The organism is Pseudomonas sp. KH_017 (assembly GCF_057840285.1).
Map to the genome: position 1 here is coordinate 1,399,869 of NZ_CM174509.1, position 14,360 is coordinate 1,414,228.

General features: G+C 61.5%; 14 protein-coding genes. 8 read left to right on the top strand and 6 right to left on the bottom strand.

Features of this window, described 5'->3' with window-relative positions:
* Positions 1-168 precede the first annotated feature (168 nt).
* Positions 169-801, top strand: coding sequence for an efflux system transcriptional repressor EmhR (gene emhR / locus AC3IT6_RS06285; RefSeq protein ID WP_150727591.1), 633 nt, complete (start codon positions 169-171; stop codon positions 799-801).
* A 355-nt stretch (positions 802-1,156) separates the two neighbouring features.
* On the opposite strand, the gene AC3IT6_RS06290 is transcribed toward emhR, so the two are convergent.
* Genes AC3IT6_RS06290 through AC3IT6_RS06300 form a run of 3 tightly spaced genes read right to left on the bottom strand, consistent with a single transcriptional unit; the run spans position 1,157 to position 3,734 of the window.
* Positions 1,157-2,206, bottom strand: a complete 1,050-nt coding sequence (locus tag AC3IT6_RS06290; RefSeq protein WP_489354631.1) for an alkene reductase — start codon at positions 2,204-2,206, stop codon at positions 1,157-1,159.
* A gap of 21 nt (positions 2,207-2,227) precedes the next feature.
* Positions 2,228-3,397: an MFS transporter gene (locus tag AC3IT6_RS06295; protein WP_223459332.1), complete on the bottom strand. Its 1,170-nt coding sequence runs from the start codon at positions 3,395-3,397 to the stop codon at positions 2,228-2,230.
* A gap of 34 nt (positions 3,398-3,431) precedes the next feature.
* Positions 3,432-3,734 (bottom strand): ArsR/SmtB family transcription factor, encoded by a 303-nt coding sequence (locus tag AC3IT6_RS06300; protein WP_150717722.1) that lies wholly within the window; start codon positions 3,732-3,734, stop codon positions 3,432-3,434.
* Positions 3,735-3,904: 170 nt separating this feature from the next.
* On the opposite strand from AC3IT6_RS06300, the gene AC3IT6_RS06305 reads away from it, so the two are divergent.
* Positions 3,905-4,483 carry an acyl carrier protein phosphodiesterase gene (locus tag AC3IT6_RS06305; protein ID WP_489354632.1) on the top strand — a complete coding sequence of 193 codons (579 nt, stop codon included), beginning with the start codon at positions 3,905-3,907 and terminating at the stop codon, positions 4,481-4,483.
* A gap of 123 nt (positions 4,484-4,606) precedes the next feature.
* Here the strand turns inward: AC3IT6_RS06305 and AC3IT6_RS06310 are convergent, their stop codons facing one another.
* The gene (locus tag AC3IT6_RS06310) at positions 4,607-5,398 is read right to left on the bottom strand and encodes a lysophospholipid acyltransferase family protein (protein ID WP_489354633.1); all 792 of its coding nucleotides are present in this window, start codon (positions 5,396-5,398) and stop codon (positions 4,607-4,609) included.
* Positions 5,398-6,153, bottom strand: coding sequence for an L-ornithine N(alpha)-acyltransferase (olsB, locus tag AC3IT6_RS06315; protein WP_057400777.1), 756 nt, complete (start codon positions 6,151-6,153; stop codon positions 5,398-5,400). Before olsB ends, AC3IT6_RS06310 begins: the two co-directional genes overlap by 1 nt.
* Positions 6,154-6,576: 423 nt before the next feature.
* Between olsB and AC3IT6_RS06320 the strand changes: the two genes are divergently transcribed.
* The 5 genes from AC3IT6_RS06320 (at position 6,577) to AC3IT6_RS06340 (ending at position 11,045) form a co-directional block, all read left to right on the top strand.
* Complete coding sequence (locus AC3IT6_RS06320; RefSeq protein ID WP_489354634.1) at positions 6,577-7,464, top strand: acyl-CoA dehydrogenase family protein; 888 nt, start codon at positions 6,577-6,579, stop codon at positions 7,462-7,464.
* 165 nt (positions 7,465-7,629) lie between these two features.
* On the top strand, positions 7,630-8,724 hold the full coding sequence (locus AC3IT6_RS06325) for a serine hydrolase domain-containing protein (RefSeq protein WP_489354635.1): 1,095 nt from the start codon (positions 7,630-7,632) through the stop codon (positions 8,722-8,724).
* Positions 8,721-9,044 carry an amidase gene (locus AC3IT6_RS06330; RefSeq protein WP_489354636.1) on the top strand — a complete coding sequence of 108 codons (324 nt, stop codon included), beginning with the start codon at positions 8,721-8,723 and terminating at the stop codon, positions 9,042-9,044. Before AC3IT6_RS06325 ends, AC3IT6_RS06330 begins: the two co-directional genes overlap by 4 nt.
* A 251-nt stretch (positions 9,045-9,295) precedes the next feature.
* A complete protein-coding gene (locus AC3IT6_RS06335; RefSeq protein ID WP_150727583.1) occupies positions 9,296-9,886 on the top strand; it encodes a YceI family protein in 591 nt (196 codons plus the stop codon).
* 1 nt (position 9,887) lies between these two features.
* Positions 9,888-11,045: a phospholipase D-like domain-containing protein gene (locus AC3IT6_RS06340; RefSeq protein ID WP_150757351.1), complete on the top strand. Its 1,158-nt coding sequence runs from the start codon at positions 9,888-9,890 to the stop codon at positions 11,043-11,045.
* A 142-nt stretch (positions 11,046-11,187) separates the two neighbouring features.
* Here AC3IT6_RS06340 and bglX read toward each other — a convergent pair whose 3' ends face one another.
* Positions 11,188-13,479 (bottom strand): beta-glucosidase BglX, encoded by a 2,292-nt coding sequence (bglX, locus tag AC3IT6_RS06345; RefSeq protein ID WP_489354637.1) that lies wholly within the window; start codon positions 13,477-13,479, stop codon positions 11,188-11,190.
* A gap of 263 nt (positions 13,480-13,742) precedes the next feature.
* Here bglX and AC3IT6_RS06350 point away from each other — a divergent pair, with 263 nt between their 5' ends.
* Positions 13,743-14,348, top strand: a complete 606-nt coding sequence (locus AC3IT6_RS06350) for a LemA family protein (RefSeq protein ID WP_489354638.1) — start codon at positions 13,743-13,745, stop codon at positions 14,346-14,348.
* The last annotated feature ends 12 nt before the right edge of the window (positions 14,349-14,360 follow it).

Here is a 14,360-nt window from a genome sequence, read left to right on the forward strand (position 1 = left end):
TGTTTGTAAATACCCAGGCTGCGTATCAACGTCGTTACATGGGCCGTTACACAAGCCGTTGAAAGGTTGGAATTGTAGGCCGGGGACGAACCCCCAGAACGTTCGCCCCACTTTTATTCAGCTGATGTTCAGGCATCGCTGAAGCACCCTGATTGAGGTTGTACTGCCATGGTCCGTCGTACCAAAGAGGAAGCTCAGGAAACCCGCGCGCAAATTCTCGTGGCGGCCGAAAAGGCCTTTTTCGAGCGAGGCGTGGCGCGCACGACCCTGGCGGACATCGCGACCCTGGCCGGCGTCACTCGAGGGGCCATTTACTGGCATTTCAGCAACAAGGCGGATCTGGTGCAGGCCATGCTCGACACCCTGCATGAGCCGCTGGAAGAAATGGCCAAGGCCAGTGAGAGCGAAGACGAACTCGATCCCCTGGGCTGCATGCGCAAACTGTTGATTCATTTGTTTCATCAAATTGCGCTGGACCCGAAAACCCGACGCATTAACGAGATTCTTTTTCATAAGTGCGAATTCACCGATGAAATGTGCGACCTGCGCCAACAACGGGTGTCAGCCAGCCTCGAATGCAATGTGCGGATCGGCCTGGCCCTGAGTAATGCCGTGAATCGTGGTCAGTTGCCGGAAAACCTCGACACCGCCCGCGCCGCCATCAGCTTGCATGCTTATATTGATGGCATCCTGTACCAGTGGTTGCTGACCCCTGACAGTTTTGAATTGCACGCCGAAGCCGAGCGTTGGGTCGATACCGGGCTGGATCTGTTGCGCTTCAGCCCCAGCCTGCGCAAATGAAACAAAATGCGTAATCGGCGTCTTGTGTGTCAACCGTTGAAGCCGAAGATGAACAGTTCTTCACGCGTCCTTCGACAATGGGGTGCTTTTATATACGTACACTCGGCAGGTTGACAGGTAGCAAGCTCAGTAATTTGTAGGGAATTTGTGTCGAGTCTGTGAGCACCTGCCGATAATCGCGGCCCCTGTGGGAGCGAGCTTGCTCGCGATAGCGGTGTGTCAGTCGACGTCTTCGTTGATGGTTACACCGCCATCGCGAGCAAGCTCGCTCCCACAGGGGATAGTCTCAAACCGTCACATATTAAAAAGCCCCGGCTCTTTCGAGTCGGGGCTTTTGCGTTTCCACGGTTGCTGATTACAGCGTCGGGTAGTCGATGTAACCGACCGGGCCCTTGGCATAGAACAGTTCCGGACGCGCGTCGTTCAACGGCGCGTCAGCCTGCAAGCGTGCCGGCAGGTCAGGGTTGGCAATGAAAGGTACGCCGAAGGCGACTGCATCGGCCTTGCCACTGGCGAGCAACGCGTTGGCGCTGTCCTTGGTGAAACGTTCGTTGGCAATGTAGGGGCCGCCGAAGGCTTCCTTGAGTTGTGGGCCGAGGCTGTCGGCACCTTCTTTCTCCCGCGAGCAGATGAAGGCAATGCCACGCTTGCCCAGTTCGCTAGCAACGTAGGTGAAGGTTTCGGCCAGGTTGTCGTCACCCATGTCATGCAAGTCGGCGCGTGGCGACAGGTGCACGCCCACACGGCCGGCCCCCCAGGTTTCGATGGCGGCATCGGTCACTTCCAGCAGCAGGCGGGCACGGTTTTCCAGGGAGCCGCCGTAGTTGTCGGTGCGCTGGTTGGTGCTGCTTTGCAGGAACTGGTCGAGCAGGTAACCGTTGGCGGCGTGGATTTCCACACCGTCGAAGCCGGCGGCCTTGGCATTTTCGGCACCGACGCGGTAAGCGTCGACGATGTCGGCGATTTCAGCGGTTTCCAGGGCGCGCGGTACCGGGAAGTCGGCCAGCGGACGCACCAGGCTGACGTGACCCTTGGGCTGGATGGCGCTCGGGGCGACCGGGGCTTCATCGTTCAGGTACAAACCGTGGGAAATGCGACCCACATGCCACAGTTGCAGGAAGATCTTGCCGCCCGCGCCATGGATAGCCTTGGTCACGTTGGACCAGCCACGTACCTGATCGTTGGACCAGATGCCCGGGGTGTCCGGGTAGCCGACGCCCATCGGCGTCACCGAAGTGGCTTCGCTGAGGATCAGCCCGGCGGAGGCACGTTGCACGTAGTACTCGGCCATCAGCGCGTTGGGCACGCGACCTTCGTCGGCGCGGCAGCGGGTCAGCGGCGCCATGATGATGCGGTTGGCCAACTCGAGGTCGCCCAGTTTGATCGGATCGAAAATAGTCGTCATTTAGTGGCTCTCTTTTGGAGATCAGTTAGAAGTAGCTGGGGCCAGATCGGGATTGCCGCTCTGACGGAAAGTAATCAGGGTCACCAGCAGGGCGAGTACCGCCAGTACGGCTGCCGCGAGCGGCACGCTGGTCAGGCCGAAGCCGTGGGCAATCACGCTGCCGCCGACCCAGGCACCCAAGGCGTTGCCGATGTTGAAAGCGCCGATGTTCAGGGTCGACACCAGGTTCGGTGCGGCCTTGCCGAAGGTCACCACATTCACTTGCAGCGCCGGTACGGCGGCGAAGCACGCGGTGGCCCAGAGGAACAGGGTGATTTCGGTCGGGATCAGCGCGACGCTGGTCCAGGTCAGCACGGTGGACACCACGGCCATGGTGATGAACACGCCGATCAGCGTCGCAGCCATGCCTTTGTCGGCCAGCTTGCCGCCAATGATGTTGCCGACCGTCAGGCCCAGGCCGATGAGCATCAGGGTCCAGGTCACGCCACGGGGCGAAACGCCGGTGACTTCGCCCAGCAGTGGCGCGACGTAGGTGAACAGGGTGAACACCGAGGCGGCGAACAGTGCGGTCATGCTCAGGGACAGCCAGATGCCGCCGCCCTTGAGTGCGGCCAGTTCGGCGCGCATGTCGAGTTTTTCTTCATCACGCTTGGCCGGCAGGAAGCGGATCAGACCGATCAGTGCGATCACACCGATCACGGTCACGGCCCAGAAAGTCGAACGCCAGCCGGCTTCCTGACCGAGGGCGGTGCCCAGCGGTACGCCGAGGACGTTGGCCAGGGTCAGGCCGGTGAACATCAGGGCCACGGCCGAAGCGCGCTTGTTCGCAGGCACCAGGCCGGCGGCAACCACTGAACCGATACCGAAGAAGGCGCCATGGCACAGGGCGGTGACCACACGGGCGAACATCAGCACGTTGTAGTCACCGGCCACTGCGCAGAGCAGGTTGCCGACAATGAAGATGCCCATCAACGCCACCAGGGCTGCCTTGCGCGGCAGTTTGGCGGTGGCCAGCGCCATGAACGGCGCACCGATGGCCACGCCCAGGGCGTAACCGGTCACCAGCCAGCCGGCACCGGGAATCGATACACCGAGGTCAGCCGCCACGTTGGGCAGCAGGCCCATGATGACGAACTCGGTGGTGCCGATGGCGAAGGCGCTCAAGGCCAGGATGAGTAGCGAGAGGGGCATTGTTTAATTCCTTTTGGCTGGCTGACGTTAAGGGTCAGAGCTCATTGCTGAAGATGCGGAGGAATTCCTGGATGGTTTCCTCATTGCGTTTGAAGAAGTGCCACTGGCCGACTTTGCGGCTGCTGATCAGGCCGGCGCGTTGCAGGGTCGCCAGGTGTGCGGACACCGTGGACTGCGACAGGCCGCAACGTTGATCGATCTGCCCGGCGCAAACGCCGTGCTCGTTACTATGCGACTGGTCGGGAAATTCGACGGTCGGGTCCTTGAGCCAGTGCAGGATTTCTCGCCGTACTGGGTGTGCCAGGGCTTTTATTATTTCGTCGAGATTGATGGTCATGATGTGGGCTCGTGATGTTTAAAACGCTATATCGCGATGAGGCGAACTTTAAATCGGTATTTCGCGATATACAAATATGATTTGGCTCTGACCAACTCGCATTTCGGTATATCGAGTTATAACGATATGTTGAGTGTAACAAGACAAGAGGGCAGTGCTAAGCTGCGCCCATGAACTATCTCGCACATCTTCACCTCGGTGGCCAGCGTCCCGGCCAGTTGCTCGGCAGTCTGTATGGCGATTTCGTCAAGGGACGGCTGCAAGGGCAGTTCGCTCCGGAAATCGAAGGGGCTATCCAGTTGCACCGCAGCATCGACGTGTTCACCGATCGCCATCCGCTGGTGGATGTCGCGCTGTCACGTTTTTCCCTGACCCGGCGTCGCTACGCGGGGATCGTGCTCGACGTGTTTTTCGACCATTGCCTGGCCCGGGACTGGACGCTGTATGCGGACCGGCCCCTGGCGTTGTTCACCTCGGACGTGTACCGCGTGCTGTCCAGCGAACGACAACTGCCGGAGCGGCTGGCGAAGATTGCGCCGTACATGGTGGCCAATGACTGGTTGGGGTCGTATCAGGAGTTCGAAGTGCTGGAGCAGGTGTTGCGCGGGATCTCGCGACGCCTGACCCGGCCGGAAGAGCTGGCGGCGGCGATGCAAGAGTTGCGGCGGTTGTATGAACCGTTGAGCGAGGACTTCAGGTTGTTCTATCCGCAGCTACAGGATTTTGCCCGGAACTACCCAACGACATAATACCCATGTGGGAGCGGGCTTGCTCGCGAAGGCGGTGTGTCAGGCGACATTGATATCGACTGACACACCGCCTTCGCGAGCAAGCCCGCTCCCACAGGGTACTTCGGTGAATCGGAGATTGAATCAAGCCGCAATGGCGGGGCGCATCGGTGCTCGTTGCGGTTCGACAATTTCACCAAACAATGCCTTCTGCACCGCCTGCTGCGCTTCGAAAGCCAGTGCCGCACGTTCCCGACCTTCGCAAGCGATCGGCTTGAGCAGGTGAATCTCCACGCCGCCACGGTCATTGGCAAACAACCGCATCAGATGCGACAGCAAGTCATCGTCGCCAATGAACGGCGCCAGCGCGCAAGGCTCGCCGTCACGCACATAACGAATCGCCACCGGCTGCATTGCCACTTCGGAATCGATGGCGGCGGACAGCAGGCGGCCATGGAAAGTACGCAGCGAACGGCCATCGGTGGTGGTGCCTTCCGGGAACATCAACAGGGGGTGTGCCTGTTCCAGGTGACGGGTCATCTGCTTGCGGATCAACTGGCTGTCACCCGAGCCACGGCGGATAAACAGGCTGCCGGCCTTGGCCGCCAACCAGCCGGCCACCGGCCAGGTGCGCACTTCGGCCTTGGACAGAAACGACAGCGGCGTGAGCATGCCCAGCAGCGGGATGTCGGTCCAGGACACGTGGTTGCTGACCCAGAGCATCGGCGTCTTCGGCAGCTCGCCGTGCACGGTCACATCGAAGGGCAGGGCGTTGCTCAGGCGGGCCATGAAAAACCGCGACCAGCGCTGACGACGCGCCATCGAATGGGCCATGCCCAGGCGCTCGAACACCCCGAACACACTGGCCATGCCCAGGCCCAGCGTCACCACCACCAGCACTCGCGCGATTCGCGCGTACACCCGCAACCGGCTCATTACACAGCCGCCTTGAAGTGTTTGGCGTAGCGCGGGCAGAGTTCGTCGCGCTTGAGCAGGATGAACACGTCGGCGACCTGGAAGTCTTCGTCCCAGCATGGCTCGCCGCAGATCTTCGCGCCCAGGCGCATGTAGGCCTTGAGCAGCGGTGGCATTTCGGCAATCACGTTCGACGGGATGTCCAGGCTTGGCAGAGGGTTTTTCGGCTCGGCGCGCAGATGTTCGGTGCACAGGTAGCGTTCGCGCAGACGCTGCATGATCGCGTGGGCCTGCACGCCGCCATCCTGCATCGGAATGCTCGCGCACCCCATCAGGTAGCTGTAGCCGCCCTGGTTCAGGACTTCGGCCAGTTCGCCCCAGAGCACGGCAATGGTGCCGCCGTTGCGGTAGGCCGGGTCGACGCAGGTGCGACCGATTTCCAGGATCGGGCCTTGCAGGTGCACCAGGCCGTGGAGGCTGAATTCTTCTTCGCTGTAGAATTTGCCCAGGCTGCTGGCCGCCGTGTGGTCGAGCAAGCGGGTGGTCGCCACCAGACGCCCGGTATTCAAGTCACGCACGCCGATGTGGGCGCAGTGAACGTCGTAGTCGTCCATGTCCAGACCCAGTTCAGCACCCTTGAGCCTGGCGTTGAATTCGCCGCTGAACACGTTGAAGCGCAAGGCCTGGGCTTCCTGCAAAGCCTCGGCACCCACCAGGCGTTCGGCTTGCAGGCGGCGTTCGTTGCCGGTGTCGCTGATGCGGGCGATCTGAGTCATGACGAATCTCCGTGCGGGCTGCTCACCCGTCTTTGGGCTACAGCGAATCGACTTTCTTTGTCGAGGGGGCGTTCTCAATTAGTTTCCCCACCGCGTTGTTGCCTTAAAGCTGGCCAGGCAAGGCGTAGGCCGCTGGGAATGGTTGTTCCCTTTCCAAGGCCTGCAACGCAGCATGGCCAGCTTTAAGGCACAACCCGAAGGGCCGGGCCTGCTGTTGTGCAGGGCTGTGTTGCTCGAAGCTGATTTGGAATAACCAAACTGCGCTTCTCGCGCCTTGCCCTGCACAACAGCAGACCCGGCGCGGTAGGGAAACTAATTGAGAACGCCCCCTAGCCGTGTTGTGCAAAGTCAGGCTATGTAGCCCCGGTGTCATCGCCATTAAGCTTTGGTGATGCTTATATGACAGCCTTCGAGGAGCCTCTTATGCCCTGGCAAACCCTGTTGAACCGCCGTGATCGCTTGCCCGCCAACCCGGATCTGGCCGAAGGTTTCGCGACTTTGTTGCAGCAGTTGGGCACGGTCGCGCCGTTTGAATTGGCGGTGCTTGGCGGGCGGTTGATGGCGACGCCGGGGCTGGCGTTCCTGGTGGGGTATCAGGCGGCCTTGCGCATGCTCTGGCCGAGCGCGCCACTGAGCCTGGGCGCGCTGTGCGCCACCGAACAGCGCAGCCTGCGCCCGGCCGACATGCAAACCCGACTGAGCGGTTTGCGCCTGAGCGGACGCAAGGATTTCGTCACCGCCGGTCATGCCGCCGACTGGCTGCTGGTGGCGGCGCGCAGCGAGGAGCCCGGCGCCGATCCACGCTTGAGCCTGGCGGTGATCTATCGCGATGAGCCGGGTGTGCGGGTGGAAAAACTGGCGCCGATCCCGTTGATGCCGGACATCAGCCATGGCCGTTTGTTTCTGGATAACGCGCTGTGCGAATTGCTGGCGGGGGATGGTTGGGATGCGTACGTCAAACCGTTCCGCACGCTGGAAGACATCTATTTACTGAGCGCCATGACGGCGTGGTTGTATGGCGTCGGCCAGGAATGCGATTGGCCGCAAGGCTTGCAATTGCGGTTGCTGGGGGTATTGGCGGGGTGCGCGGAAACCAGCCGCCAGCCACCGACCCATCCGGCCGGGCATGTGTTGCTTGGCGGGTTGTTTGCCCAGTTCGATGGGCTCAAGGCTGAGGTGTGTGAGGCGCTGGCTGGAGGGCCTCCAGAGTGGGCGACGATGTGGCAGCGGGATCAGGCGGTGATGGAGTTGGCGGCGGGGGCTCGGGGGAAGAGGTTGGCCAAGGCATTGGCGGAATCTTCACTGCCCTGACTGGCCTCTTCGCGAGCAAGCCCGCTCCCACATTGGATCTTCGGTGTGAGCGAGATCCCTGTGGGAGCGGGCTTGCCCGCGAAGACGGACTGAATGGCAGCACAAATTTCTGAACTGTCATCAACCTCGACTAGGCTCAGCAGGTTCAATCTCCGAGCCCCCGCCATGCCCAAAGGCTTGTCCCTGATTTTTCTGCTGTTGCTCAGTCTCACGGCCCGGGCCGAAAACTGGCCCGCCGAGCAATGGCCGACCGCCCCGACGCCCGCTGGCCCGGCGCTTCAAGCCTTGGAGGCCTACGCCTTTCCATCCCGCGATGACACTACTCGTCAGGGCATCCGCACCGATGCCTTGTTGGTGATCCGCGACGGCCAGTTGATCTACGAACGCTACGCCGGCCGCACGACGGCCGAGACGCCGCACCTGACCTGGTCGATCAGCAAGAGCCTGATGGCTACGGTCCTCGGTGTGGCCTACGGCGAAGGGCTGTTCAAACTCGGCGACCCTGTGGCGAAGTTTTATCCGCCCCTGCAAAAATACCCCGACATGACCATGGCCGACCTGCTGCACTGGGCCTCGGGCCTGGATTGGCAAGAGGACTATGAATACGCGCCGCTGAAGTCTTCGGTGGTGGCCATGCTCTACACCCGCGGTCACCACGACATGGCCGCGTTCACCGCGGCCCATGCGGAGTACGCAGCGCCCGGCCAGGCATTTCGCTACTCCAGCGGTGACAGCAACCTGCTGTCCGCCGCATTGAAAACCATCGTCGGCCCCAGTCGTTATCCCGACTATCCGTGGACTGCGCTGTTCGAGCCGCTGGGCATTCGCCATGCCGTTTGGGAAACCGATGCCACGGGCACTTTCGTCGCTTCGTCCTATGCCTACCTCACCGCACGGGATCTGGCCCGGGTCGGTCTGTTGATGGCCCGCGAGGGTCGCTGGGCAGACCAGCAACTGCTGCCCAAGGACTGGGTGGCGTTCAACCGCGAGCCGTTCGCTCACTATCACGCCGATCAAGACGATGCCGTCCCCGGCGGTCAGTGGTGGCTCAATCGAGCCGTAGAGGGCGCCGCACGACCCTGGCCCGATGCCCCCACCGATACCTTCGCCGCGTTGGGCCATTGGGGCCAGGCGATGTACGTGATCCCCAGTGAACAGTTGGTGATTGTCCGCTATGGCGATGACCGCGACGGCAGTTACCGGCACAACGAGTTGCTCCAGTTTGCGCTCAAGGCCTTTGCCGGGAAGGTGCAGCCATGAGCAGTTTCATTCGCCGTCGACCAGTCAGTTCCCTGTTGCTGATCCTGCTGATCGCCTTGCTCGGCTGGATCTGGCACGAGCGGGTGGCGCTGTTGGCGTTCCCCGACATCATCAGCGCCTACACCGCCAAGGAATACTGTTCGTGCCGCTACGTGATGAACAACGACGCCGAGTACTGCCACGGTTATGTGAAACAGTGGCTGCCCGTCAGCGGCTTTACCGATGACCCGGCCGGCAAGCGCGTCACGGTCAGCGGCATGGGCCGCAGCAACAGCGCCGTATGGATCGGCGAGCGCCAGGGCTGTCGCTTGCAGCCTTGATCGGGTGATGTTCTTTGGGTAGAGGTGAGCTTTTGTGGCGAGGGGGCTTGCCCCCGTTGCGCTGCGAAGCAGTGCTGAAAGCTGCAACCAAGTAAGTCCGATACACCGGGGAGGCTGGCTTTGCGTCTGCTTCGCAGTCGAACGGGGGCAAGCCCCCTCGCCACAAAGGCAGGTTTGGAGTAATAGACGGCTTGCAATGCGCTGAAGGCCAGTTAAGGTTCAGCACAGGTTTATCTGCCCTACGAGTCTCTATGTTCAAGCGCTCCACCTTCCAAACCCTCACGTTCCTGCTGCTGGCCGGCGCCGCGTTGTCGGCCCGTGCCGATTGGTACCTGGATGGCGAATCCTCACGCCTGTCATTCGTCAGCACCAAGAATGCCAATGTCTCTGAAGTGCAGCGCTTTCTGGTGCTGCACGGCAAGGTCGACCCCGAAGGGCTGGCGCAGGTCGAAGTCGAACTGGAGTCGATCAACAGCGGCATCCCGTTGCGCGATGAGCGCATGCGCAAGGAACTGTTCCAGATCGACCGGTTTCCCGATGCCTTGATCACCACGAAAATCGATCTGCGCCCGATCAACGACCTCGCTCCCGGCGCACAGCTGGAGTTGCGCCTGCCGCTGACTGTCGACCTGCACGGCAAGCAACACGAGTACCACGCCGAACTGCTGGCGACCCGTCTCGATGACCGGCGCTTTCAGGTGGTGACCCTCGAACCGCTGGTGATCAACGCCGAAGATTTCGATTTGGCTCCCGGCCTGGATTCGTTGCGCAAACTGGCCGGTCTGTCGGCCATCAGTCTTTCAGTACCGGTGAGTGCGGTGCTGATTTTCACGGCGCGCTGACATGGCCGGAGCGATTTTTCCATGGCGTGAAGGCAACCACTTCGAACTGCTGGTCGATGGTCCGCAGTTTTTCCCGCGCATGCTGGTGGCGATTGCCCGGGCTGAGGAACAGGTCGAACTGGAGCTGTACCTGGTGGAGGCGGGCGCCTGCGCCGAAGCCATGGTCCAGGCCTTGGTGCAGGCCGCCGAGCGCGGTGTGCGGGTACGCTGCCTGTTCGATGATTACGGCAGCCTCGCTTTTACCCTGACCTTGCGCCAGCGGCTGATGGCTGCCGGGGTGGAACTGCGTTTCTACAACCGGCTGAGTTGGCGGCGCTGGGTCGGCAACTTCTACCGCGATCACCGCAAGCTGTTGCTGGTGGACCAGAGCCTGGCCGTGGTCGGCGGCACCGGTGTCACTGATGAATTCTGGACACCGGGCGAAGACGTCAGCGAATGGCACGAAGTGATGGTGGAAATCACCGGCCCACTGGTGCTCGACTGGCAACTGCTGTTCGATCGTCAGTGGATTGCCAACCGCCATCGACGTGCCTGGCGATCGGCCTCGCATTTCGGTTTGCCGCGCCTGCCACGGGTGCCGTCGATAGGCGAGGGCATGGGCCGGGTAGCGTATGCCGACGCCCGTCAACACCGGGACATTCTGCAGTCGCTGGTGCGAGCCCTGAACAGCGGTCAGCGACGGATCTGGCTGGCCACGCCGTACTTTTTGCCGACCTGGAAAGTCCGTCGCTCCCTGCGCCGGGCGGCTGCCCGGGGCGTCGATGTGCGGTTGCTGCTGACCGGCCCCCGTACCGATCACCCATCCGTGCGCTATGCCGGCCATCGCTACTACCCGCGACTGCTCAGGGCCGGGGTGACGATTTACGAATACCAGCCGTGTTTCCTGCACCTGAAAATGGTCCTGATCGATGACTGGGTGAGCATCGGCTCGTGCAACTTCGATCACTGGAACCTGCGCTTCAACCTGGAAGCCAATCTGGAAGCGCTGGACCCCGGATTGACCCGAGCGGTAGCCGCGAGTTTCGAACGGGACTTCGGGTTGAGTGAGCAAGTCAGCCTGGAAGAATGGAAGCGTCGGCCACTGTGGCGGCGGGTCAAACAGCGGGTGTGGGGATGGGTGGATCGGCTGGTGGTGAATCTGCTGGATCGACGGGGTTGATCCCGATTTTCTGAACACCAAAAACCAAATGTGGGAGCGGGCTTGCTCGCGAAAGCGATCTGTCAGTCAATGATGATGTCGACTGACAGATCGCTTTCGCGAGCAAGCCCGCTCCCACAGGTACTTCATGCAGCTTTAAGGCTTAGAGCAGCTCAAAACTCTGCTGCGTCACGTCCTCTGAATCCAGGCCGATCTGCACGTTGAACTTGCCCGGCTCCGCCGCGTACTTGAGCTGGGTGTTGTAGAACTTCAAGTCGTCCTCAGTGATGGTGAAGTGCACGACTTTCTGCTCGCCAGCCTTGACCATTACTTTCTGGAAGTTCTTCAGTTCCTTGATCGGGCGGATCATCGAGCCGGCCACGTCCTGGATGTACAACTGCACCACGGTTTCGCCGTCGCGCTTGCCGGTGTTTTTCACTGTGACGCTGGCGTCGAGCTTGCCGGTCTTGTTCAGTGTGGTCGACGACAGGGCCATGTCGCTCAGGCTGAACTCGGTGTAGCTCAGGCCATAGCCGAACGGGTACAGGGGACCGGTGGTGTCATCGAAATACTGCGAGGTGTAGTTGCCCGGCTTACCCGGGGTGAACGGCCGGCCGATGGTCAGGTGGTTGTAGTAGGTCGGAATCTGGCCCACCGAGCGCGGGATGCTGATCGGCAGTTTGCCCGACGGGTTGTAGTCGCCGAACAACACGTCGGCGATGGCGTTGCCGCCCTCGGTGCCGGTGAACCAGGTTTCCAGGATCGCGTCGGCCTGTTCTTTCTCTTCGAGGATCGTCAGTGGACGGCCGTTCATCAACACCAGTACCAGCGGTTTGCCGGTGGCCTTCAGGGCACGGATCAGCTCGCGCTGGTTTTCCGGGATGTTCAGGTCGGTGCGGCTCGACGATTCGTGGGACATGCCACGGGACTCGCCGATGGCGGCAACGACGACATCAGCATCCTTGGCTGCTTTCACTGCTTCGTCGATCAGCACGTTCGCCGGGCGCGGGTCATCCACCACTTCCGGGGCGTCGAAGTTGAGGAAGTTCAGGTAGCCGAGGATGTTCTTGTCGCTGGTGATGTTGGCGCCACGGGCATAAATCAGTGTCGACTTGTCGCCCAGGGCGTTGGTCATGCCGTTGAACAGGGTCACCGATTGCGCCGGCTTACCGGCGGCGGCCCAGCTGCCCATCATGTCGATTGGCGCCTTGGCCAGCGGCCCGACCAGGGCGATTTTCGCGGTTTTCTTCAGTGGCAGGGTTTCGTTGCGGTTTTTCAGCAGCACCATGCTGCGACGCGCCACATCACGGGCCTCGGCACGGTGCAGGCGGCTGTCGGCGTAGGTGTCGACCGGATCATCCTCGGCCTTGCCGATGCGCAGGTACGGGTCCTTGAACAGGCCCATGTCGTACTTGGCGCCGAGCACCGCACGCACGGCGTTGTCGATATCGCTCTGCTGGATCTCGCCGGACTTAAGCAGCACTGGCAGCTCTTTGCCGTACAGGGTGTCGTTCATGCTCATGTGGATGCCGGCCTTGATCGCCAGCTTCGCCGCTTCGCGACCGTCGGCGGCAACACCGTGCTTGATCAGCTCGAAAATCGCCCCGTGGTCGCTGACCGCCAGGCCCTTGAAGCCCCATTCCTTGCGCAGCAGGTCGTTCATCAGCCAGGTGTTGGCCGTGGCCGGCACGCCGTTGATCGAGTTCAGCGCGACCATGACCCCACCAGCGCCGGCATCGATGGCGGCGCGATACGGTGGCAGGTAGTCCTGGTACATCTTGATCGGGCTCATGTCGACCACGTTGTAGTCGCGGCCGCCCTCGACCGCGCCGTACAGGGCGAAGTGCTTGACGCTGGCCATGATGCTGTCCGCGGCGTTGGCCCCCGTGCCCTGGAACGCCTTGACCATCACGCCGGCAATGCGCGATACCAGGTAGGTGTCTTCGCCGAAGCCTTCGGAGGTGCGGCCCCAGCGCGGGTCGCGGGAGATGTCGACCATCGGCGCGAAGGTGATGTCGAGGCTGTCAGCCGCTGCTTCCTTGGCGGCGATGCGCCCGGACAGGCCAATGGCGTCCATGTCCCAGCTCGAGGCCAGGGCCAGCGGGATCGGGAAAATGGTGCGGTGGCCGTGGATCACGTCGTAGGCGAAGAACATCGGGATCTTCAGGCGGCTGCGCATGGCCGCGTCCTGCATCGGCCGGTTTTCCGGGCGGGTGATCGAGTTGAACGTACCGCCGATGTTGCCGGCCGCGATTTCCTTGCGGATCATTTCGCGCGGCATTTCCGGGCCGATGCTGATCAAGCGCAGCTGGCCGATTTTTTCATCGAGGGTCATTTGCTTCATCAGGTTGCTGACGAAGGCTTCCTTGTTCTCCAGAGGTGCGGGCGTCGTGGCGGCCAATACGTTATGACTGGCCAGGCTGACGAACAGGCCCAGCAAACACAGCTTCTTCATGAATAGTTTTCTCAAGGGCCCAAACGGCGATGTACACGCCGGCCAGCCAAAATTTAGGGAGCGTCTATTGTTGTTCGGGTGCCGGCTCAAAAGACCAGAGCCAAAAAACCACAGCCAGATGGCGGATGCGTTTTCGCGCAGGGCCTCTTTTTAGCCCATCGGCCCGTTGCAATCCAGAGGCGCGGGCGATTATGCCCCAAGAGCCGGCTCAGTAGGATTCACGGTCGGTTTTTTCATGAAATGTACAAGGGAGCGTCAGCCTGATGAATGTAAGTCCAACCTACCGTTCGCGCCTGCAGGTCGCCACGCTGCTGGTGCTGGCTACGTTGCTGACCGCCTGCGGCATCAACAACATCCCGACGCTCGATGAGCAGGCCAAGGCCGCCTGGGGTCAGGTGCAGAACCAGTATCAGCGGCGCGCCGACCTGATTCCCAACCTGGTGGAAACCGTCAAGGGCTATGCGGCCCACGAGAAGGAAACCCTGACCGCCGTCATCGAAGCCCGGGCCAAGGCCACCTCGATCCAGGTGGATGCCTCGACCCTCGATAACCCGGAAAAACTCAAGCAGTACCAACAGGCCCAGGACCAGCTCAGCGGCGCCTTGAGCCGTTTGATGGTGGTCTCCGAGCGGTATCCGGACCTGAAGGCCAACCAGAACTTCCTCGCCTTGCAGTCGCAACTGGAAGGCACCGAGAACCGGATCAGCGTGGCCCGGCGTGATTTCATCCTCGCGGTGCAGAAATACAACACCGAGATCCGCACGTTCCCCGGTCGCCTGTGGCACACCGTGATGTACAGCGACCTGCCGGTGCGCGAGACCTTCGAAGCCGCGCCGGGTTCGGAAAAGGCCCCCGAGGTCAAATTCTGAACAGCGGTCATC